The organism is Nocardia sp. NPDC046473, from assembly GCF_040645995.1.
Classification (GTDB): domain Bacteria; phylum Actinomycetota; class Actinomycetes; order Mycobacteriales; family Mycobacteriaceae; genus Nocardia.
Genome location: NZ_JBEYZJ010000005.1, coordinates 482,001 through 501,218 on the forward strand (window position 1 = coordinate 482,001; position 19,218 = coordinate 501,218).

Annotated in this window: 18 protein-coding genes; 10 read left to right on the forward strand and 8 right to left on the reverse strand. The window is 67.4% G+C overall.

Annotation, left to right across the window (positions count from 1 at the left end; translation table 11 throughout):
- Nucleotides 1-32 precede the first annotated feature (32 nt).
- Nucleotides 33-1,688: a fatty acyl-AMP ligase gene (locus ABZ942_RS20215; protein ID WP_357384071.1), complete on the reverse strand. Its 1,656-nt coding sequence runs from the start codon at nt 1,686-1,688 to the stop codon at nt 33-35.
- Between the two features lie 233 nt (nt 1,689-1,921).
- Here ABZ942_RS20215 and ABZ942_RS20220 point away from each other — a divergent pair, with 233 nt between their 5' ends.
- From ABZ942_RS20220 to ABZ942_RS20240, 5 genes are all read left to right on the forward strand, one after another.
- A complete protein-coding gene (locus tag ABZ942_RS20220; protein WP_357384073.1) occupies nt 1,922-3,160 on the forward strand; it encodes a cytochrome P450 in 1,239 nt (412 codons plus the stop codon).
- Nucleotides 3,161-3,191: 31 nt separating this feature from the next.
- Nucleotides 3,192-4,412, forward strand: coding sequence for a cytochrome P450 (locus ABZ942_RS20225; protein WP_357384075.1), 1,221 nt, complete (start codon nt 3,192-3,194; stop codon nt 4,410-4,412).
- A 76-nt stretch (nt 4,413-4,488) separates the two neighbouring features.
- Nucleotides 4,489-5,865: an FAD-dependent monooxygenase gene (locus ABZ942_RS20230; protein WP_357384077.1), complete on the forward strand. Its 1,377-nt coding sequence runs from the start codon at nt 4,489-4,491 to the stop codon at nt 5,863-5,865.
- A 115-nt stretch (nt 5,866-5,980) separates the two neighbouring features.
- Complete coding sequence (locus ABZ942_RS20235; protein ID WP_357384079.1) at nt 5,981-7,246, forward strand: cytochrome P450; 1,266 nt, start codon at nt 5,981-5,983, stop codon at nt 7,244-7,246.
- 272 nt (nt 7,247-7,518) lie between these two features.
- Nucleotides 7,519-7,986, forward strand: a complete 468-nt coding sequence (locus tag ABZ942_RS20240; RefSeq protein ID WP_357384081.1) for a hypothetical protein — start codon at nt 7,519-7,521, stop codon at nt 7,984-7,986.
- Nucleotides 7,987-8,035: 49 nt separating this feature from the next.
- On the opposite strand, the gene ABZ942_RS20245 is transcribed toward ABZ942_RS20240, so the two are convergent.
- On the reverse strand, nt 8,036-9,991 hold the full coding sequence (locus tag ABZ942_RS20245) for a glycoside hydrolase (RefSeq protein WP_357384083.1): 1,956 nt from the start codon (nt 9,989-9,991) through the stop codon (nt 8,036-8,038).
- 89 nt (nt 9,992-10,080) lie between these two features.
- Between ABZ942_RS20245 and ABZ942_RS20250 the strand changes: the two genes are divergently transcribed.
- The 4 genes from ABZ942_RS20250 (at nt 10,081) to ABZ942_RS20265 (ending at nt 13,731) form a co-directional block, all read left to right on the forward strand.
- The gene (locus tag ABZ942_RS20250; RefSeq protein WP_357384085.1) at nt 10,081-10,752 is read left to right on the forward strand and encodes a response regulator transcription factor; all 672 of its coding nucleotides are present in this window, start codon (nt 10,081-10,083) and stop codon (nt 10,750-10,752) included.
- Entirely contained in the window at nt 10,749-12,134 is a 1,386-nt protein-coding gene (locus ABZ942_RS20255) for a HAMP domain-containing sensor histidine kinase (RefSeq protein WP_357384087.1), read from the forward strand. Before ABZ942_RS20250 ends, ABZ942_RS20255 begins: the two co-directional genes overlap by 4 nt.
- 79 nt (nt 12,135-12,213) lie before the next feature.
- Nucleotides 12,214-12,681 (forward strand): GNAT family N-acetyltransferase, encoded by a 468-nt coding sequence (locus ABZ942_RS20260; RefSeq protein ID WP_357384089.1) that lies wholly within the window; start codon nt 12,214-12,216, stop codon nt 12,679-12,681.
- 216 nt (nt 12,682-12,897) lie between these two features.
- On the forward strand, nt 12,898-13,731 hold the full coding sequence (locus ABZ942_RS20265) for a hypothetical protein (RefSeq protein WP_357384091.1): 834 nt from the start codon (nt 12,898-12,900) through the stop codon (nt 13,729-13,731).
- Between the two features lie 51 nt (nt 13,732-13,782).
- On the opposite strand, the gene ABZ942_RS20270 is transcribed toward ABZ942_RS20265, so the two are convergent.
- The 4 genes from ABZ942_RS20270 to ABZ942_RS20285 all read right to left on the reverse strand — a co-directional run bounded on the left by ABZ942_RS20270 (nt 13,783) and on the right by ABZ942_RS20285 (nt 16,714).
- Complete coding sequence (locus ABZ942_RS20270; protein ID WP_357384093.1) at nt 13,783-14,193, reverse strand: RNHCP domain-containing protein; 411 nt, start codon at nt 14,191-14,193, stop codon at nt 13,783-13,785.
- A gap of 10 nt (nt 14,194-14,203) precedes the next feature.
- A complete protein-coding gene (locus tag ABZ942_RS20275) occupies nt 14,204-14,578 on the reverse strand; it encodes an RNHCP domain-containing protein (RefSeq protein ID WP_357384095.1) in 375 nt (124 codons plus the stop codon).
- A 271-nt stretch (nt 14,579-14,849) separates the two neighbouring features.
- Nucleotides 14,850-16,073: an MFS transporter gene (locus tag ABZ942_RS20280; protein ID WP_357384097.1), complete on the reverse strand. Its 1,224-nt coding sequence runs from the start codon at nt 16,071-16,073 to the stop codon at nt 14,850-14,852.
- On the reverse strand, nt 16,073-16,714 hold the full coding sequence (locus tag ABZ942_RS20285) for a GntR family transcriptional regulator (protein ID WP_357384099.1): 642 nt from the start codon (nt 16,712-16,714) through the stop codon (nt 16,073-16,075). The genes ABZ942_RS20280 and ABZ942_RS20285 overlap by 1 nt, the downstream gene beginning before the upstream one ends.
- A 252-nt stretch (nt 16,715-16,966) precedes the next feature.
- Between ABZ942_RS20285 and ald the strand changes: the two genes are divergently transcribed.
- On the forward strand, nt 16,967-18,073 hold the full coding sequence (ald, locus tag ABZ942_RS20290; RefSeq protein ID WP_357384101.1) for an alanine dehydrogenase: 1,107 nt from the start codon (nt 16,967-16,969) through the stop codon (nt 18,071-18,073).
- A gap of 44 nt (nt 18,074-18,117) precedes the next feature.
- Here ald and ABZ942_RS20295 read toward each other — a convergent pair whose 3' ends face one another.
- Together ABZ942_RS20295 and ABZ942_RS20300 are read right to left on the reverse strand one after the other, a co-directional pair.
- Entirely contained in the window at nt 18,118-18,642 is a 525-nt protein-coding gene (locus tag ABZ942_RS20295) for an Lrp/AsnC family transcriptional regulator (RefSeq protein ID WP_357384102.1), read from the reverse strand.
- Between the two features lie 79 nt (nt 18,643-18,721).
- A complete protein-coding gene (locus ABZ942_RS20300; protein ID WP_357384104.1) occupies nt 18,722-19,204 on the reverse strand; it encodes a pyridoxamine 5'-phosphate oxidase family protein in 483 nt (160 codons plus the stop codon).
- Nucleotides 19,205-19,218 lie beyond the last annotated feature (14 nt).

Below are 19,218 nucleotides of genomic sequence, written 5' to 3' on the forward strand. Positions count from 1 at the left end.
TCCAGTTCGGTTGTTGCGAATTGGCATGGTGGTCAGTGCTTTCGGGCGGCGACGAGATGGCGGGCGGCCAGCCGTTGCAGCTTGCCGCTGCTGGTGCGTGGAATGCTGCGCGGCGCGACCAGATACACCTCGACCGCGGCCAGCCCGAGTTCGGCCGCGACCCGCGCCCTGATGCGCTCGCCGAGGGCCTCGGCGGCCGCGTCGGTCAGTTCGGATTCGGCGATCAGCGCGATCACGTCCGCGCCGTCCGGGTCGGTGGCGGCTGTGCAGCGGCCCTTGTAGACGCCGTCGAGGTCGCGCACGGCGGCCTCGACGTCCTGGGCGTAGTAGTTGACGCCGCGCACGGTGATCATGTCCTTGCACCGGCCGGTGACGAAAAGCTCACCGGCGCGCAGGTATCCGAGGTCGCCGGTGCGCAGCCAGCCGTCGGTGAACAGGCCGGCCACGGTTTCGGGCTGGGTAGTCAGGTAGCCGTCGGTGACCGACGGGCCCTGGATGAGGATCTCGCCGACCGCGCCGTCCGGCAGCTCGTGCTCGTCGGTCTGGTCGACGATGCGCAGGCGCAGGCCGTCGACGGCGGAACCGACCGCGGCGACCGCCTTCGCGTCCGGGGCGTCCGACGAAACCTGCTGTGCCTGTGCGTCATCGGAGAGGGACGCGCGATCGACCCACTCGAACAGCGGTTCTCGGCCCACCGGCGGGAAGGCTACGGCGAGGGTGGCCTCGGCCATACCGTAGACGCCGAACATGGTGGTAGGCGCGAAACCCGCTGGCGCGAAACGCTCGCAGAACGCGGTGACCACGTCCCGCGAGATCGGCTCGGAGCCGTTGAACGCGATGCGCCATCTGCTCAGGTCGTAGTCGGTCACCTGCTCCGGCGGTATCGCGGCGAGAAGCGCTTCGTAGCCGAAGTTCGGCATGGCGGTGATCGTCGTTGCGCTGGCGGCGAATTCGGCGAGCCAGCGCGCGGGGTCCTTGACGAACGCCAGCGGCGACCACACGTGGGCAGGGATGCCGCGCAGGATCGCCGAGAGCGTGCCGAACAGGCCCATGTCGTGGAACAGCGGCAGCCAGAATCCGCCGGTGTCGGCGAGATCGAGCGCGATGCCGGTGCGGATCGCGGCCAACCCGCTGAGCACGTTGTGGTGGGTCAGGCGAACACCTTTGGGCGTCGCGGTGCTGCCCGAGGTGAACTGCACGACGGCGAGATCGTCCGGACCGAGGGTGGGCAGCGGTACCTCGTCGTTCTCAGCGAACAGTGTTGCGGTGTCGACCAATTCGACGTTCACCGCTTCGCCGAGCACCGCCGCCAGCTCCGCGAACCGATGCGACATCAGCACGGTCCGCATGCCCGCGGCCTCGACGATGGCCGCGAGTTTATGCGGGTATCCGCTCATCTGCCGTGCACCCGCAGGCAACGGCAGGGGAGTGGCCGCACCACCCGCCGCCGCGACCCCGAACAGGCTGATCAGGAATTCGGGGGCGTTAGGGCACAGGATGCCGACCGGCTCGCCACGCGAGACGCCGCGCCGAACCAGGGCAGCCGCGGCCGACTGGGACCGCCGGTGCAGCTCGGCGTAGTCCACGGTTTCCGACACCGACCAGAACGTGGCAGGCACCCCGGGGTGTCCGGCCGCGATCTCGGCCATGCGGCCGTGCAGGGTTTCGACCGATTCCGCAGAATTCATGACTGCCACGACAACAGCGAATTGTGACGGTCCCTTGAACTGATTGTGAATTGCGGTGTTCGATAAAGAAGGGCGATCAACCAATCGCAGTGCACGATAAAGGAATTCGGCTATAGCTCGATAGGAACGGGTGATCGCCGCCGCTCCGAGGTGTCGGGAAGCCCGACGATGGACCGCGGAATTGCTTTCGCTACCGCAATTTATCCCGTTTTCCAGTTATCCAGGAGTTGCCGGTGAGTTCCGACCATTCGGCGGTCGAGGAATTGACCCCGGTCCAGCTGGCGGTCATCGAGAGCGTCGCACCGCACATGCGGCACAACCCGTATGGCAGCTACGAGGTGCTGCGCGCCGCGGGCCCGTTCGTACCTGGCCCGCACGACATGCACCTGGTGACCCGCCACCACGAGGCGCAGACGATCATGCAGGACCCGCGCTGGAGCCACGCGGAGGAGCCGCAGCTGCTGCACGGCGACAGCGATGTCGAACTGCCCGGCTCGTTCCTGTGGATGGAGCCGCCGGACCACACCCGGCTGCGCGGGCTGGTCAGCAAGGCGTTCACCGCGCGCACCATCAGCGGCATGCGGGAGCGGGCCGAGCAGCTGGTCGACGACCTGATGGCGAAGATGCTGGCCGAGCGCGACGTGGATCTCCTGGATGCGCTGGCCTATCCGCTGCCGCTGACCATGGTGTGCGAGCTGCTCGGCGTGCCGTCGGAATCGCATGACCACGTGCGCGAGATTTCCACCGCTATCGCCCGTGGCCTCGATCCCGACGTGCTGCTGTCCCCGGACGAGCTCGCGGCGCGGACCGCCGCCGTCTACGCCTTCCTGGACTTCTTCGGTGAATTGGTGGAGCAACGGCGCAAAACCCCGCGCGAGGACCTGATCACGGCGCTGGTGCAGGCCGACGACGCGGGCGCCAGGCTCACCTCCACCGAATTGCTCGGCACCCTGCTCATTCTCGTGGTGGCCGGGCACGAGACCACGGTGAATCTGATCGGCAACGGCGTGCTAGCGCTCATTCGAAACCCGGACGAGTTCGAGCGGTTGCGCGCCTATCCCGAACTGTGTGAGCCCGCGGTGGACGAGGTGCTGCGCTACGACGCGCCCGTGCACCTCACCACCAGGACCGCGCACGACGAAATCACCCTCTCCGGGCGCACTTTCGCGCCGGGGGACGCGGTGATCGTGCTGCTCGCCTCGGCCAACCGGGACCCGCTCGCCTTCCCCGACGCGGATCGCTTCGACATCGCGCGCTATGCCCGTGGCCGAAAGTCGGAGCGGCACTTGTCCTTCGGGCTCGGCCTGCACTACTGCCTCGGCGCGCCGCTGGCCCGGCTGGAGATGCAGGTGGTGCTGCGCGCCATCACCGAGCGCGTCGCCACCATGACCCTGCTCGAGGAACCGCCGTACCGGCCGAACGTGGTCGTGCGCGGCATGTCGCAACTTCGCGTCCGGCTGGAAAGTCGATGAGGCACGGCCGCGCACTCAACCAGGAGCCCCGATGAGCACTGCCGTTCCCGCCGATGTCACCTTCGACGCCTTCGAGCCGAGCGAGCGGGCCGATCCGTATCCCGCCTATCGCCGAGTGCGCGATGCCGCGCCGCTGTTCCCCTACGAATTCGGTGACGTCCCAGTCACCTTGATCACTCGATACGAGGAGTGCGCGGCCATCCTGACCGGCTCCGACTGGGGCCACGGTTACGCCGCGGGCATCAGCCCGTTCCGCGACACCACCGCCGCGATCCCCGGCTCGTTCGTCCGGATGGATCCGCCCGAGCACGGTCGCTACCGCAAGCTGGTGGCCAAGGCGTTCACGCCGAAGATGATGGCCGAGATGGTGCCCCTGGCCGGGCGGGTCGTGCGCGAACTGGTCGAGGCGGCGCTGCGGCGCGGTGCACTGGACGTGCTGAACGGGCTGGCCGTGCCGCTGGCGGTGGCGATGGTGCCGGTGCGGCTGCTCGGCGCGGACCCGGCCGACGGCGCGCTGTTCCGGCAGTGGCAGTTGGCGATCGCCCGGGGTAGTGACCCGGATTCGCTGCTCGGCGAGGCGGATGTGGCCGCGCGCGGCATGGCGGCGATGGAGTGCATGGGTTACTTCTCCCGGCTGATCCAGGAGAAGAAGGCGAACCCGACGCCGGATCTGCTGAGCGCCTTGGTCGCCGCCAGCGTGGACGGTCTGTTGACCGAGCCCGAGGTGATCGGCATCGCACTGCTCACCCTGGTCGCGGGCATGGAGACCTCGATCAACCTGATCGGCAACGGCATGCTCGCGCTGCTGCGCAATCCGGAACAGCTTGCGCTGCTTCGGGACAACCGGGAGCTGATGGGCCCGGCGCTGGAGGAGATGCTGCGTTACGACGCACCGACACAGTTCACCATTCGGGTTGCGCTGGCGGACACCATGGTTGGCGAACATCGGTTCCAGCGCGGCGACGGCGTTGTGGTGCTCACCGCGTCGGCCAGTCGCGACGATCGAGTCTTCCCGGACGCCGACACGTTCTACATCACCCGTTACGCCGGAAACCGGCCTGCCCGAAAGCATCTCGGGTTCAGTCTCGGCATCCACTACTGCGTCGGCGCGCCGCTCGCCCGGATCGAGGCCGAAGCCGCGCTCGGTCAGCTGCTCGACGAAGCCCCGAAGTTGGCGCTCGCGACCGACACCGTCGAGTACCAGCCGAGCCTGATCCACCGCGGGATGCTGTCCCTGCCGGTGAGTCTGTGAGCGAGGGGCAGGCAGTGAACCGAGCATTCAGTTCACTTTTCGGGACAGCGGAATCGAGCGTCGGCGCAGTGAAGTCGTGACGGGGTCGCAGCACGCGGTCGTGCTCGGTGCGGGGATTGCCGGATTGCTAGCGGCGCGAGTACTTTCCGATCATTTCGCGCAGGTCACCATCTTCGAGCGGGACAACGTCGAAGGTGCCGATGTGCGGCGCGGGGTGCCGCAGGCGCGGCATCTGCACGGGCTGCTCGATCGCGGTCGCACCATCATCGAACAGCTGTATCCGGGGTTCACCTCCGAGATGGCCGAGCGCGGCGCGACCACGGCCGAGGCACTCGTCGGAACCCGCTGGTATGTCGGCGGATTGCGGGTCGTGCCGACCTCGACGGGACTCACCTCGGTGATGGCGACCCGGCCACTGATGGAATCGGTGCTGCGGCAACGGACCTTGGCCGCGCCGGGGGTTCGCTTGTGTGCGGGGGTCGCTCGCGGACTGATCGGCGACGCCCAGCGGGTGCATGCGGTGTCTGTGTCCGGTGAGTACGGCACGCAGGCGTACCCGGCCGATCTAGTGGTCGACGCGACCGGCCGGGGATCGCGGGCGCCCGTGTGGCTCACCGCACTCGGCGCGCAGGCACCGGGGGAGGATCAGCTCGAGGTCGACCTCGGGTACGCGTCCCGGATGTTCCGGCGCATGCCGGGACAATTGGCCGGCCACTCGTCGGTGATCATCTCGACCGGTGCGAACGGGCGTGGTGGCGGGTCGATTCGGGTCGAGGGCGACCGCTGGCACGTCACCCTGGCCGGGATGCTCGGCGACCATCCGCCGACCGATCCCGTCGGTTTCGTGGCTTTCGCGAACACAATCTCGGCACCGGACATCCACGAGATCGTGACCACCTCCGAACCGCTCGGAGATGCTGTGCCGCACCGATTCCGGTCGCCGGTGCGCCGCCGGTTCGAGCGGCTCGACGCCGCGCCGCAAGGCTTTCTGGTGCTCGGCGACGCGCTGTGCAGCTTCAACCCGCTGTACGCCCAGGGGATGGCGGTGGCCGCACAGCAGGCCCTAGCGCTGCGTGACTGCTTGAGCGGCGGTACCGATGCCGACCTGCCCGACCGGTTCTATTCCGCCGCAGGCAAAGTCGTAGATGTCGCCTGGCAGCTCGCGGCGGGCGCGGACCTCAGCCATCCCGGCGTGCTCGGCCCGCGCACGCCGCGGACCCGCCTCACCAACGCCTACGTCGCGCGCGTCCACCGGGCCGCGCATGTCGATCCCTTGGTCGCGCGGACCTTCATGCGCGTGGCCAACCTCGTCGAACCGCCGACCGCACTGCTGCATCCGCGCGTCGCGAGCCGAATCCTGCTGCGCGGCCACAGTGGAGCCGCCGCCGTTGCCGACCTCGGCGCACAACCGTCCGCCGACCGTACGCCTATCCCCACCGAGCCGCCGAGGTGACGGCCCGCAGCGTCGCGGGCCCGCACCTCCCTACCCATTTCGAACGCTGAGCATTCCGAACGACCGGCAGCACCGGCAGCTCGCCGGTGCACCGCACAGGAGGGACCAACTCGACATGGACTCGTCGCACGCGAGCACGGCTGTCGCGGAACAGGATTCCGTACAGACCGCGATCGCCCACTTGTTCGGCCCTGAAGGCAGAGCCGACCCGTACACCCCTGCCCGCGTCTTGCGTGAGGCCGGCCGGGTGCACCAGACCCCACTCGGTCATCGCCTGCTGACCCGTTACGACGACTGCGTCGCCGTGCTCTCGACGACCGCGTGGAGTCACGCGGAAGAGGCCGCGATGATGCATCCCACGGTATCGCCGGAGGACGCGCCCGAGGAACTGCCCACCTCGTTCCTCTGGATGGAGCCGCCGGACCACACCCGGCTGCGCAACCTGGTGACCAAGGGCTTCACCCCGCGTATGGTGACCAGGCTGCGGCCGCGCATCGAGGAGCTCACCGAGCAGCTCGTCGACAAGGCGCTAGAGGCAGGCGAATTCGATCTCATCGAGTTCATCGCCTACCCGCTGCCGCTGATCATCGCCTGCGAGCTGATCGGTGTGCCGAAGGAGGCCTACGGCCAGGTGCACCAGTGGTCGCAGGACCTGGCGCGCGGGTTCGATCACGACTACACGCTGCCCGAGGAAGCGTTGCAGGCGCGCAGCGCCGGTTCGCGCGGCTTCATGGGCTACTTCCGCGAACTGCTCAACGAGCGGCGCAAGGACCCGAAGGACGACCTGCTCAGCGTGCTGTCGCAGGTCGAGGATCGCGGTGATGTGCTCACCGAGCAGGAGCTGCTTGCCACCTGCATCACCACCTTCGTGGCCGGCCACGAGACGACGGCGAACCTGGTCGGCACCGGCATGCTGCAGCTGATGCGTAATCCGGACCAGATCGCCGCGCTGCGTGCGCGTCCCGAACTGTGTGCCGCCGCGCCGGACGAGCTGCTTCGGCTGGAGCCGTCGGTGCAGATCACCACCCGGGCGGCTACCCGGCCGATCACCGTGGCGGGGCACGACTTCGAAACTGGTGAAGGCGTTGTGGTGCTGATCAATTCGGCCAACCGCGACGACGCCGCCTATGTCGACTCCGATCGAGTCGACGTCGCCCGCTACTCCGATCCGAAGAACCCGGCCAAGAAGCACCTCGGCTTCAGCCTCGGCATCCACTACTGCCTGGGCGCGCCACTGGCCCTGCTGGAGATGGAGGTGCTCCTGGAAGTGTTGCTGCGCAAGGTCAAAGACATCGACCTGCTCACCGACACCCCGCCCTACAAGCCAAACGTCGTGATCCGCGGACTGGAGTCCCTCCCGACGCGATTCACGCCTGCCTGACCGACCCCGGTCGGTACGAGGGACCCGGAGCCGGAGGGGCGCCGGGTCCCCTCGTTTTTGCCGTCACTAGCCGGGTCGCTCATATCGAAGTCAGCACGACGCAATTATCTGTTGTCAGCACTCGGGATCGCGCAAGTGGGTTCTGCCGCAATCGAATTGGGCTCGCAGGCAGATCTCCGGTAAGGGATGCGCACAGCCTGTTGATGTGGATACCATTATCGCGGCTGCACGTATTCGGCTGCAGCGGGGAATAATTGGGGAGTGCAGACAATATGAGCAAGACGTGGGGCCGCGGGGCTCTTTTTGGCATGGGCGGGGTCATGGCGCTGCTCCTGGGAGCAGCGCTCGTTGCACCCGCTACGACCGCAGCACCGATCCGGACCGATGATCAGGGACAGGTTTTACCGCCAACGCTGACCGCGACGGCTAACCCTGACAGAGGTGACGGATTCGGCTTGACCATAGATGTGACGGTCGTCAACCCCAACCCGGAGTTTTCGGCTCTCAATTGCTGGGCGTTCATCGACGACACATTTCCGGTCGCCGGGAACCGCAACCCCCTCATCACCTATAGCGACGGCCGTGATCGTGTCTATCCCGGGCAGACAAAGCAAGTCACTCTTTCGCGCCTCCGGTCAGGTCAGCGTGTCATAACAGCTAGCTGCCATGCGGGCGAAATGCGTCAGAACAAGTACCCGGAAGCGGCGGCTACTCCTATCACCGTGACCGTCGGCCCGTAGCCGACAACACGACCAGGACCCGGAGCCGCAGGGCATCGGGTCCCTCGTTCTACTTTCCGGGGCAGAGTCGCCGCGGGGTGTTGTCGCTCGCGAGCTTCGCATCGACGCAGCCTGCGGGCAGATCGCCGTAGGTTTGGGTGCCGAAGTTCGCGGTGACTGTGAGCTTGCCATCGCCGAAGGTGCTGCGCTGTACCAGGTGGTTTTCGGTGAGCCATTGGAAGTCGGTCATCGGTGCGGTGCCTGCGGCTTCGTGTAGTGGCGCGAAATACTGTTGCAGGCGGGCGATTTCGGGACCGTGGGTGGCGAGTTGATCCTGGTCGAGGGCGAGGTTCAGCGGGGTGTTGTTCAGGATTGCGGTCAAAGCGCGCATTGTTTGTTGGTGCGGCAGTTTGTAGTACGGGAGTTCCCAGCGGTCGAGGTTGATCACCGAGTCGTGCAGGACGGTTTCGTACAGCGGGACACGGTAGGCCGGGTCGAACATGGCCTTGGCCGCGGCGGCGGGTAGTTCGGCGGCCTGGAAGAAGAACTTCGGGGCGCGTTCCGGGGACCAGGCGCCCCAGGTTTCCTTGTCGCGCTCGGACTTCCACAGCAGATCGGAGACGGGAGTCTGGGAGCCATGGCTGAACGCGACCACCGTGCTGGCCCAGGAGCCCGCGGATTCCGAGCCGAGCACCTGCTTGCGGTCCTCGGCGAGCCGCCGCATCCGTGCGAGCCGGTTGTCGCGATCGCGCGTCTGATTCATCGGATGGCCGGGACTGTAATCATCGAAGAATTCACCCGAGGCGTCGACGTCGAGGAAGTAGGTGTTCGCGCCGTTGGCGGTCATGCTCGTATACCGGTCATCGAGCAGTCGCGGATTCTGCGCCAGCGCTTCGGAACTGAGGTAGCAGCCGCGATCGTGGAAACCGGCCGCCGGGGCCCCGGCCGCGTCGCGGACACAGCCGGCCGGCCACATCCCATCGGGCCAGATCGACTCGGGACTGTCGGCGGTTGCCGGGTCTTGGGCGTTGTAGTACGTATCGTAGGGTCCCGCAAGGTATCCCGCCTGTGTGGCCGCGTCGATGGTCGCGCGCGACATCGGATCGCCGCCGGCGCCATCGCCCAGCCACATTCGGCTCAGCCCGAGCTCACGCATCCGCCGTATCGCATCCGGTGATCGCCCGTCGCCCCAGAGGTATGCGTGGAAAGCGCCGAGCAGCTTGGTGATCGATGGATTCTGCCGGATCTTGTCTGCCAGTGATCGGAACTGGCCGTGTTGGGTCAGCCACGCGCGATAGTCCTTGGCAGCGGCGACCGGAGACGAATCGGTGAGAGCGAAGGACACCTGGTAGGTGCGGGTGTCGGCCCTGGCGTCGAATTCGTGTTCGGCCCGCGCCCGCAGTCGCCCGTCGATCGATGTCACGGTCAAGGTGGTGCCGATGTCGGTCGGCGTGATGTAGCTGATGCCGTGCCGGCCAATGCTGTTGCCCCAGAACGGCATGGTGAGTGCATAGCTGAGGTCCATGGGACTGTCGACGAGTGCGGCGTCGGGGGAGTTCCAGAACGGATCGGTGACCGGCAACGAGAGGCCCTCGCCGCGCGGAATCTGCAGTGCCGTTGTGGCAGGGTCGGTCCCGGTCACCGGCCAAGCCAGCCGCTCGTCGCGGTCGCTGTGCAGGACGACCCGGAGCCGGCCGTCGGCGGCGTCGGCGGAGGCGGTCAGTCCCTTGTCGGGATACGTCCACGTCGCTAGATCGCCGGTGATCCGGATGGGGCCTGCCGCGCCGAGGCCACCTACCGCGCTGTCGGAGATCGCGATGCGCGTGCCGTCGCCGGTGACACCGGTGATCGACAGCGAGGTCGTGTCCACGTCCGCCTGGCCGCCACCGATCGGCACCAGCACGTGGTTGCCGCGCTGCTCCGGTCGCGTGCTCGCGGTGTCGCTGTCGCAGGCCGTGATGGTCAGGCCCGCGATCAGTACCGCGGTGGTGAGGGCGATTCCTCGCTCGATGCTCCGACGTCTCATGCCGGGCACGGTTCCGGAGCTGGATGAGAGTTCGATGAGACGACGCCGGGTCCCGGGCCTGCGCGGATCCGGTCCGTAGTATCCGAAAGATGCGCGTTTTGGTGGTGGATGACGAGGACGCGGTCCGCGAGGCACTCGTGCGCGCGATGGACAGCGAGGGCTACGAGACCCGCGCCGCGGGCGACGGTGCCGCCGCGCTCGCCGAGATCGAGCGGTGGCGGCCGGAGGTGGTGCTGCTGGATGTGCTGATGCCGTTCATGGACGGACTGACGGCCTGCCGACGGCTGCGGGCGCGCGGGGACCGCACGCCGATCCTGATGCTCACCGCGCGCGACGCGGTCGCCGATCGAGTCGACGGACTCGACGCGGGCGCGGACGACTATCTGGTCAAGCCGTTCGACCTGGACGAACTCCTCGCCAGGGTGCGTGCGCTGGTCCGGCGGACCTATCCCGAAGACGGCGCGGTCCTGTCCTGCGCGGGTCTCGTGATGGACACCAACGCTCACGAGGTCCGGCGCGGCACCCGCCTCGTCGAACTCAGTCGCACCGAGTTCGCGCTGCTCGAGGTGCTGCTGCGCAACGAGGGGCAGGCGCTGCCCCGCGAGACGCTCATCGAACGCGTCTGGGGCGCCGGCCTCGGCTCGACGTCGAATTCGCTCGAGGTCTACATCCGCTACCTGCGCCGCAAACTCGAAGCCGACAACGAACCCCGGCTCATCCACACCCTGCGCGGCATCGGCTACCGGCTGGCCCCGCCGTGAGGCTGCCCGGTTCGCTGCGCGCCCGCATCGCGCTCTTCTGCGTCGCCGCCATCGCGCTCGCGCTGGCGGGTATGGGTCTGGCCGCCTACGTCGTGGTCGCCCACGAACTCGACAGCTCCCTCGACCTCGGCCTGCGCCGGGAAGCCACCCGTATCAGCCGCACCATCGCCACGGACGCCGACGTCGCGACCGCCTCCGGGGCCTGTCGATACCTGACCGCCCCGAGCTGCGTCCAGGTGGTCGCCGCCGATGGCCGCATCGAGTCCGAGCACGACCCGAACCAGCCATTACCCGTCGACTCCGCCACCACCGCCGTGGCGGCCGGAACCCGGTCGGCGTTCTTCACCGACATCAACCTCGGCGGCTATCCACTCCGGATGTATACCGCCCCACTACGTTCCGGCACCGCAGTGCAGATCGCCCAGCGCGCCGATCCCGTCGACACCAGCCTTCGCCGCGTTGCCTACGCCCTCCTCGCCGCAGCGGCAACCGGCACTCTGCTCGCCATCGCCGTGGGCCTCATCGTCGCCCGCCGAGCCGTAGCACCCGTCACCACCCTGACCATCGCCGCCGAACGCATCGCCGACACCCGCAACCCCCGCCACCACATCACCATCACCGGCCCCGACGAACTCCAAAGCCTGGCAACCAGTTTCAACACCATGCTCGACGAACTCGACCAGGCGCTCACCGCCGAACGCGACTCCCGCGCCGCCCAACACCGCCTGATCGCCGACGCCTCCCACGAACTCCGCACCCCACTGACCGCCCTCCGCACCAACATCGACCTACTCCGCCGAGCCTCTCGCCTGAGCGGCGAACAACTAGACGCCACCGCATCCGCCTTACGCACCCAGTCCGACGAACTATCCGGCCTGGTAACCGATCTCATCGACCTGGCTCGTGCGGACGACCCATCCGCCGCCCCGGAGTCCCTCGAAGACTTACGCCTCGACCTCCTGGTCGTCGACTGCCTGCGTGCCGCCGAGCGCCATTGGCCCACAATGACATTCGAGTCCGAGCTAGATCCCACCACCATCTACGGCGCACCGGCCCGCCTCACCCGCGCCATCACCAACCTCCTCGACAACGCCGCCAAATTCAGCCCACCCCAAGGCGTTATCCGGATCACCCTCCACCGCAGCGTCCTAACAGTCCGCGACTACGGCCCCGGCATCCCACCCGCCGATCTCCCACACATCTTCGACCGCTTCTACCGCTCCACCACCGCCCGCACGAAACCCGGCCACGGCCTGGGCCTGGCCATCGTCAAACAAGTAGCCGACCTCCACGGCGCCACCGCAACCGCCGAACCAGCTCCGAACGGCGGCACTGTTTTCCAGTTGGCCTTCCCGCCGCCAACGCCTGGCCGATCTTCGTGAGCACCGAAATTGCTTCGACCCCGACGGGTAAATGCGCGACCATGGCGAAATGCATGTTGGGTGGCCCGATCGTCTGACGGTGCGTTCGCTGACCCGCAGCGACGCCCACCAGGCAGCCTGCTGGCGGTACGACGGTCCATGGGATATCTATAACCTCAGTGCGACCGACGACCTCCCCACTGCCGCAGCGGGATACTCGGCAGTGGTCGACAGCGCCACTGACCGAATCGTCGGATTCTTCTGCATCGGCCCGGAAGCGCGGGTCCCTGGTCTCGACGAAGACCCCGGCGTGCTCGACCTCGGCGTAGGCCTGGATCCGAAGTGGGTCGGCAAAGGTCATGGCATGGCCTTCGGCGCCGCCGTGCTCGACCACCTCCGCCGAGATCACCCATCGACTCCGGTGCGCGCGGCGATCCAAGCGTGGAACCTCCGGAGTCGACAACTGGTCCGTCGGCTCGGATTCGTTGAGCGCGAACAGCATCGGTGCATACAGAACGGCCGATCCGTCACCTACATCGTCGCGGTCTTGTCCGTCCCTCGTGAGTGAACTCACACTCCGGGCCGAGATCTGCGCGTACGGGCGAGTCGATCGCCACGGTATTGGCGGACGCGGTCGCCGTCGCAGCGTAACGCGCGACGATCCCCAGATTTGCCGCTGGCGTGCTGGGCTCGGATGGAGAAATATAGGCGTGCAAACCGCCGGCGCGACGGCATTGGTGAAAGTTCAGGCCGCCCGCCGTGTTCCAGGAGATGGGAGCGGACCGTGCACGATGTCAGCGATACCACTGAGGCGCGGTCGGGGACGTCCGCCGACGAGCCCGGCGAGTCCTACACCTGGGAGGTCGTTCATGACGGCGCGACCGTCGAGTCGGGTGAGACCCGCTTAGGTGAGGCGCATCCGCTGACGGGTAGTACGGCGGGCCAGCATTACGAGATCGCGTGCGGGGTGTTCGAGCAGGCGTGTGACAGTGCGGTGGAGGAGCATCGTTACGAGGTGATGATGGCGCGGGTCGAGGAGCGGGCCGAACCACGGCCGGTCACTGTCGTCACCGTGAATCTCCGGTATGCGGACGGCAGCATCGCGGTATCGATGACCGCACATCCGCGGCACCGCCCGATTACCGACACCGACATGGCGGAATATCGGGACTACCTGGAGTGGGCTGAGGCAGACCACCGCCGCTTCCTCGAGCAGAAGGCGTTGAACGACGAAACCTTCGACCTCCCATGGGAATCCACCGAGGAGGACTGGACACCGGATGAAACGATCGACCAGTCCGATCCCCGTCTGGCCCGCATCGCGGAACTGGAGGCCGAAGCCGCCGACATCCGCTCGGAAGTCTTCGATCCCGACCACTGCCGCGAACTCCAGTTCCGCGCCGAGCAGAAGCTCCGCGCGACACAGGCGGCGGCCGCCGCGAGCGACGATACCGCGGCCGGACGAGAACTCGCCCACCGCATCGAACGCGTCACCCGCTGGACCACCCTGCTCGCCGAAACCACCGCCGCCTACCTCCAGGCCGCCGCACTGGACGCGGAAGCCGCGCACGTGCGCCGCGCGCTCCAGGCCGACACGCAGCCTGCCGGACTCTCCTGAGCCGGTGGCGATCCGGTGCCTACCGGGTACGCGGTAGACACCGGACAACCTTCACAGCGCCAGCAGTGCGCGATGCCCGATACGCGGATCGGCCAACGGACGCAACGCTATTCGCATCAACGCGAGGGCGTTGTCGTCGCCCGCTATCCGGTTCGCCTTGAGGGAACCACAGGCCAGGCATTGGTGCACGAGCTGCCATTCGCCGTTGTCCCGCGCGGACATGCTCACCGCCTCCATCCGCCCGCGGCACTGCTCGGCGCGGTCGCCAGGGACCCTTCGGTCCACGTGCCGACTGGTCAGGCAGTGCGGGCAGTGGTTGCGGTGGGCGGTGCCCGGTGCGGTGATCGGCACGTCCATCCGGCACCCGATGCAGCGGAACGCGTCGCCGGATTCGCCTGCGCGACCGTGCAATACGTCCTTGGCGCGTTGTGGGCGGCGGCCCACCGGTTTTCTGCGTGGCATGTCGCACCCCCTACAGGTCGCCGAAGACTTCGAGCGGGAACGGTGGTTCGGCCAGCGGCCGGACCGCCATCCGCATCAGGATGAGCTGATTGTCGTCGCCACACACTGGATGCAACGCGAGCTCGTGACAACGGGTGCAGCGGTGTACCACGGCCCATTCGCCGGTGCGCAGCACGGCGATCGACAGCGGCGCCATTCTGGCGCGGCAGTCGGAGGTGCCGCCCTCGACGTGGTCGTGGGTGTGCCGTGAGTTCAGGCAACTCGGGCAGTGGTTGCGCCAACTGTTGTCCGGGGCGAGCGTCGCTACGACGAGACCGCAGCGGACGCAGGTGAAGGTGTCGGTGCGCAGTGCTGCGCTCGGACCGTGAGAGGTGTTGTCTGACACCCGGATTACTCCTTTGCTGAGGGCTGAATGCAGTAACAGCAGGAGCAGGCCGAGCGCGCCTCGAAGCTTATTTAGCGGCTGTGGGCTGTGCGGGCGTGGACGAACCGATACGGTTCGATGCCACGCGGTGAGGCGCGCTCGGCGCAGTCCGGGTCATAAACACTCTTTCTTCCTCGGGCCGTCGGCCCTGGCTCGTCAGGCGCTCTACCAGCGCGGCAGCAACCGTAGCAACGGCGGCTCGCGGGCCGCCACTGATTTTGGCGGCAGCCGATCAGGCCCGATAGTTCCGGATCACCAGTGCCAGGCTGCCCGCCGCGACCAGGGTCGCGACGGCGAACATGGCCGGGTAGCCGAAGTTCACCTGCTGATGCAGGAAGGACAGCAGGGCGGGTACGCCGAAGCCGAGGTAGCTGACCGAGTAGAACACCGCGGTCAGTCCGGCCAGATCGTCTGGGCGCGCGATCCGTTCGATCTCCTGGAGCCCGGCGACCAGCCCGATGCCGTATCCCGCGCCGAGAACGACGGCCGTCGCCAGCGTTGCCCAGAGCGTCAGCGCACCGGAAGCCCAAGCCGCCGTGACCATTCCGCTGGTGACGAAGACGAGCGAGACGACCGCCGCGCGGGCGGTGCCCGGTTTGTCGATCCGCCGCGCGACCGACTGGATCGCGAAACCGCAACTCAGCGTGACGACGCCGACGAGCGCCGAGAACGCGATCGGCGCGCCGTGAATGTGCGGCGCCATCAGCGTCGGCATGATCGCGTATGCGGTTCCGGCGGAGGTGAACAACCACAAGGCGACCGGCAGTGCCACACAACGGAATCGGCGGTGCGCGGCCGCGGGCACCTTCAGGTCATCGATCAACCGTCCCGGATTCTCCTGGGGGAGTACTGTTTCCGGCGCTCGTGCCACCCATAGCGCGGCGACCAGGCATAGCGTCACATTGATCAGATAGGCGAGCGTGTTCGGCCAAGGCGCCCACTGGGCAAGCACCCCGGCGAATCCCGCGCCGACCGCGAAACCACCGGTAAGGCTCATCGCCGAGCGTCGCGCCCCGGTGCCGCCGGGCAAGGCGGGCCCGAACGGCGGTTGCGCGAGCTCCTTCAACCAACTGCTACCCACCGCCATCGCCAGCCCGAGCGCGCCCCCGCACAGCACCCGTCCAGCCGACAGCACCGGCACCGACGCCGACCCGAACGCCAGCAGCAGCGAGCCCGCCGCGCTGATCAGCGGCGCGGGCCGCAGCAACGCGCGACGCCCGAACCGATCCGACAGCGGTCCGCCGATCAACAGTGCGGGCACGATGCCGAGGACGTAGTAGAACAGCAGCAGGTCCACCGTGGTGGCGGGCAGCCCGTGGTTCTTGTACATCACCAGCAGGGGCGTGAATTCGTTGCCGCCCCAGGCGATTGCGAACATCGTGGCGGCGACACCCCACCACGCCTTCGACGCGACCTCGGTGGGCGCGGACCGGACCGCGGTGGTCAGCGTTGCCATCACAGTCCTCGTAGCTCTAGTTGGTGCACGCCGGCGAGGTGCTCGGCCAAGGCGGTGCTGAAGCGGTCCACCTCGCCCGCTTCGATCAGCCCGGCCAAGTCGGCGTGCTGCTCGATGATCCGGTCGATGTCGATCGGGCCGCGGCGCAGCGCGACGCTGTTCATCCGCCGCTGCCGCTCGCGCAGCGAGTCGTAGAAGGCGGCCAGCAGCGGATTTCCCGCCGCGATCACGTACGAGCGATGGAAGTCGGTGTCCACCAGCGCGAACTGGTCGAGATCCCCGGCTGCGGCCAGTTCACGCTGCCGGTCGAGCGACGAACGGAACAGCGATGTCAGCGCCGTGCGATCGGTCGAGGCCAGCGCGCGCACCGCGGCCGCCTCGACCACATAGCGCGCGTAGGCGACGTGCTCGGCCTCGTCCGGCGGTATCGGCACCACCAGCGCGCCTCGCTTCGGGTAGAGCTTCATCCACCCTTCGGTCTCCAGCCGCAGGAACGCCTCGCGTACCGGCGTCCGCGACGTGCCGAGGTCGGCGGCGATCTCGCCCTCGCTGATCAGCTCGCCACCGGCCAATGTGCCGGTCAGGATGCGTTCCTTGACCTCGCGATAGGCCTGCTCAGCTGATGAATACGTCTTAGACACAAGTTGTATCTTAGGCATGATCCGCGGCTGACCGACTGTGAGGTTTGTTACCGGCGACCCTGCTGACCGAAGATCTTGCGGGCGTGAGTGCTCGCGCTGGCTTCAATCTGAGTATTCGACGACCGTTTGGCCATATATGAGAATTATCTTCATAGATATAGACCTGATCTTGCATGATCTTCATACTTTGAGCAGTAACGGTCCATATTATGCGGATCGACTATCGACATCCATCGACATTCAGGAGCGCAGGTGAAGATCGGGGTCCCCCGCGAGGTCAAGAACCACGAGTACCGGGTCGCGATTACCCCGGCCGGTGTGCACGAGCTCGTGTCGCGCGGGCACGAGGTGTACATCGAGTCCGGTGCCGGTCGTGGCTCGGCGTTCGAGGACGAGGCGTACACCGTCGCAGGCGCGCGGGTGCTGAACACCGCCGACGAGGTCTGGGGCACCGCCGAACTGGTGCTCAAGGTGAAAGAGCCGGTCGCCGAAGAGTATTCACGCATGCGCGAAGGTCAGGTGCTGTTCACCTACCTGCACCTCGCGGCCTCCAAGGAGTGCACGGACGCGCTGCTGAGCTCCGGCATCACCTCGATCGCCTACGAGACGGTCACCGGCCGCGACGGCTCGCTGCCGCTGCTGGCCCCGATGAGCGAGGTCGCGGGCCGGCTGGCCCCGCAGGCCGGCGCCTACCACCTGATGCGCAACGGCGGCGGCCGCGGCGTGCTGATGGGCGGCGTGCCCGGCACCCCGCCCGCCAATGTGGTCGTGATCGGCGCGGGCGTCGCCGGCGGCAACTCGATCGCCATCGCGCACGGCATGCGCGCCGAGGTGACTGTGCTCGACCTGAACATCGCCCGCCTGCGCGAGATCGACGCGCAGTACAAGGGCCAGGTGCGCACCATCATGTCCAACCGGCTCGAGGTCGAAAAGGCCGTGCGCGAGGCCGATCTGGTGATCGGCGCGGTGCTGGTGCCCGGCGCGAAGGCGCCCACGCTGGTCTCCAATGACCTTGTCGCGCAGATGAAGCCGGGTTCGGTGCTGGTCGATATCGCCATCGACCAGGGCGGCTGCTTCGCGGATTCGCGGCCGACCACGCACGCCGACCCGACCTACCGGGTGCACGAGTCGGTGTTCTACTGCGTCGCCAACATGCCCGGCGCGGTGCCTTACACCTCGACCGTCGCACTCACCAATGCCACGCTGCCGTACGTGGTTTCGCTGGCCGAGCACGGCTGGCGCGAGGCGGTGGCGAAGGACCAGGGCCTGGCGGACGGTCTCAGTACGCATGGTGGTGTGCTGCTGTCCGCTTCCGTCGCGGCCGCGCACGGTTACGTGGCCGAAAGCCTGGCCGCGTAACACGTTTCGCAAAGGCGGCCGACCCGGTGGGTCGGCCGCCTTTGTCACGTAGTGGGATTCGTCCGCGGCCGCATGTGCTCGAAGATGAGGATCGTCTCGGTCGAGGCGACCGCCGGATGCTCGCTCAGGTTGTTCAGCACGAACCGGCGCAGCTCGTCGGTGTGCGAGGTGGCCACGTGGATCAGGTAGTCGTCGGCGCCCGCGATGAAGTACACGTTGAGCACCTCCTCGAATTCCGACATCTGCTCGCCGAATTCGGCCAGGTGCTGGCGTGCGCTGGCACGCAACCGCACCGCGATCATCGCCTGCAGGCTCCGGCCGAGCGCGGCCGGATCGATATCGGCGTGGAACCCGCGAATCACGCCGCGCTCCACCAGCGCGCGTACCCGTCCGAGGCAGGTAGAAGGTGCGATGCCCGCCGCGGCGGCGAGCGCGTTGTTCGTCATCCGGCCGTCCCGCGCGAGCTGGTCGAGCAGGATTCGGTCGATATCATCGATCGGTACGCCGGCCGGCGGGTGGATCGGCGACACGGGAGGGGTCGAGCCGCCGGGTGAATCACTCTTACGCATACCTCGACCGTACAGAATCTTGTTCGTAAATCCGCCTTATTTGTGAATGATCTTCGTCGAACTGGGGTCTTGCTGTAGTTTATGCGCGCCAAGAGGTGGCGGGCAATCCCTGCAGGAAGTCTTTGCCCGGCAGCACGCGCAGCCGCCACGGGCGCAGCCGCAGCAGGTTGACACCGGGCGACTCCGGCCCGTGCCATCCGGGGATGCCGATGCCACCGGGGTCGTAGCCGAGCGGCATCGGCGTGCTCCGGAACAGCTCCCACACCGTGGTCTTCGTCTCGAGGTCGTCGACCCACTCGGCCGCGCACTCCGCGAGGCACGTGTCGTGCGTCGGCGCCCAGTAATTGCATGCGGCATAAGGACTATGGGCCAACTGTGCCACTTTGGGCGGGGTCTTGCCGGTGAGGATCCATCCGGTCAGCTCCTGCCCGTCCCACTGCCAGATCGGATGCAGGATGCGGCTGCGCGGGCGGCCCGCCGGATCGGTCGTCGACACGGTGGACCAGACAATGCCGTGCGCCAACTCCACGAAACGTGGTGCGATATCGCCCAATTCGCTCACATCGGCCACTGTAG

Excerpts from the sequence above, each read along its gene's own strand:
- ABZ942_RS20295 (WP_357384102.1), bottom strand. The coding sequence starts at position 18,642 with ATGCGTAAGAGTGATTCACCCGGCGGCTCGACCCCTCCCGTGTCGCCG.
- ABZ942_RS20245 (WP_357384083.1), bottom strand. The coding sequence starts at position 9,991 with ATGAGACGTCGGAGCATCGAGCGAGGAATCGCCCTCACCACCGCGGTA.
- ABZ942_RS20215 (WP_357384071.1), bottom strand. The coding sequence starts at position 1,688 with ATGAATTCTGCGGAATCGGTCGAAACCCTGCACGGCCGCATGGCCGAG.
- ABZ942_RS20235 (WP_357384079.1), top strand. The coding sequence starts at position 5,981 with ATGGACTCGTCGCACGCGAGCACGGCTGTCGCGGAACAGGATTCCGTA.
- ABZ942_RS20270 (WP_357384093.1), bottom strand. The coding sequence starts at position 14,193 with ATGCCACGCAGAAAACCGGTGGGCCGCCGCCCACAACGCGCCAAGGAC.
- ABZ942_RS20250 (WP_357384085.1), top strand. The coding sequence starts at position 10,081 with ATGCGCGTTTTGGTGGTGGATGACGAGGACGCGGTCCGCGAGGCACTC.
- ABZ942_RS20280 (WP_357384097.1), bottom strand. The coding sequence starts at position 16,073 with ATGGCAACGCTGACCACCGCGGTCCGGTCCGCGCCCACCGAGGTCGCG.
- ABZ942_RS20240 (WP_357384081.1), top strand. The coding sequence starts at position 7,519 with ATGAGCAAGACGTGGGGCCGCGGGGCTCTTTTTGGCATGGGCGGGGTC.
- ABZ942_RS20225 (WP_357384075.1), top strand. The coding sequence starts at position 3,192 with ATGAGCACTGCCGTTCCCGCCGATGTCACCTTCGACGCCTTCGAGCCG.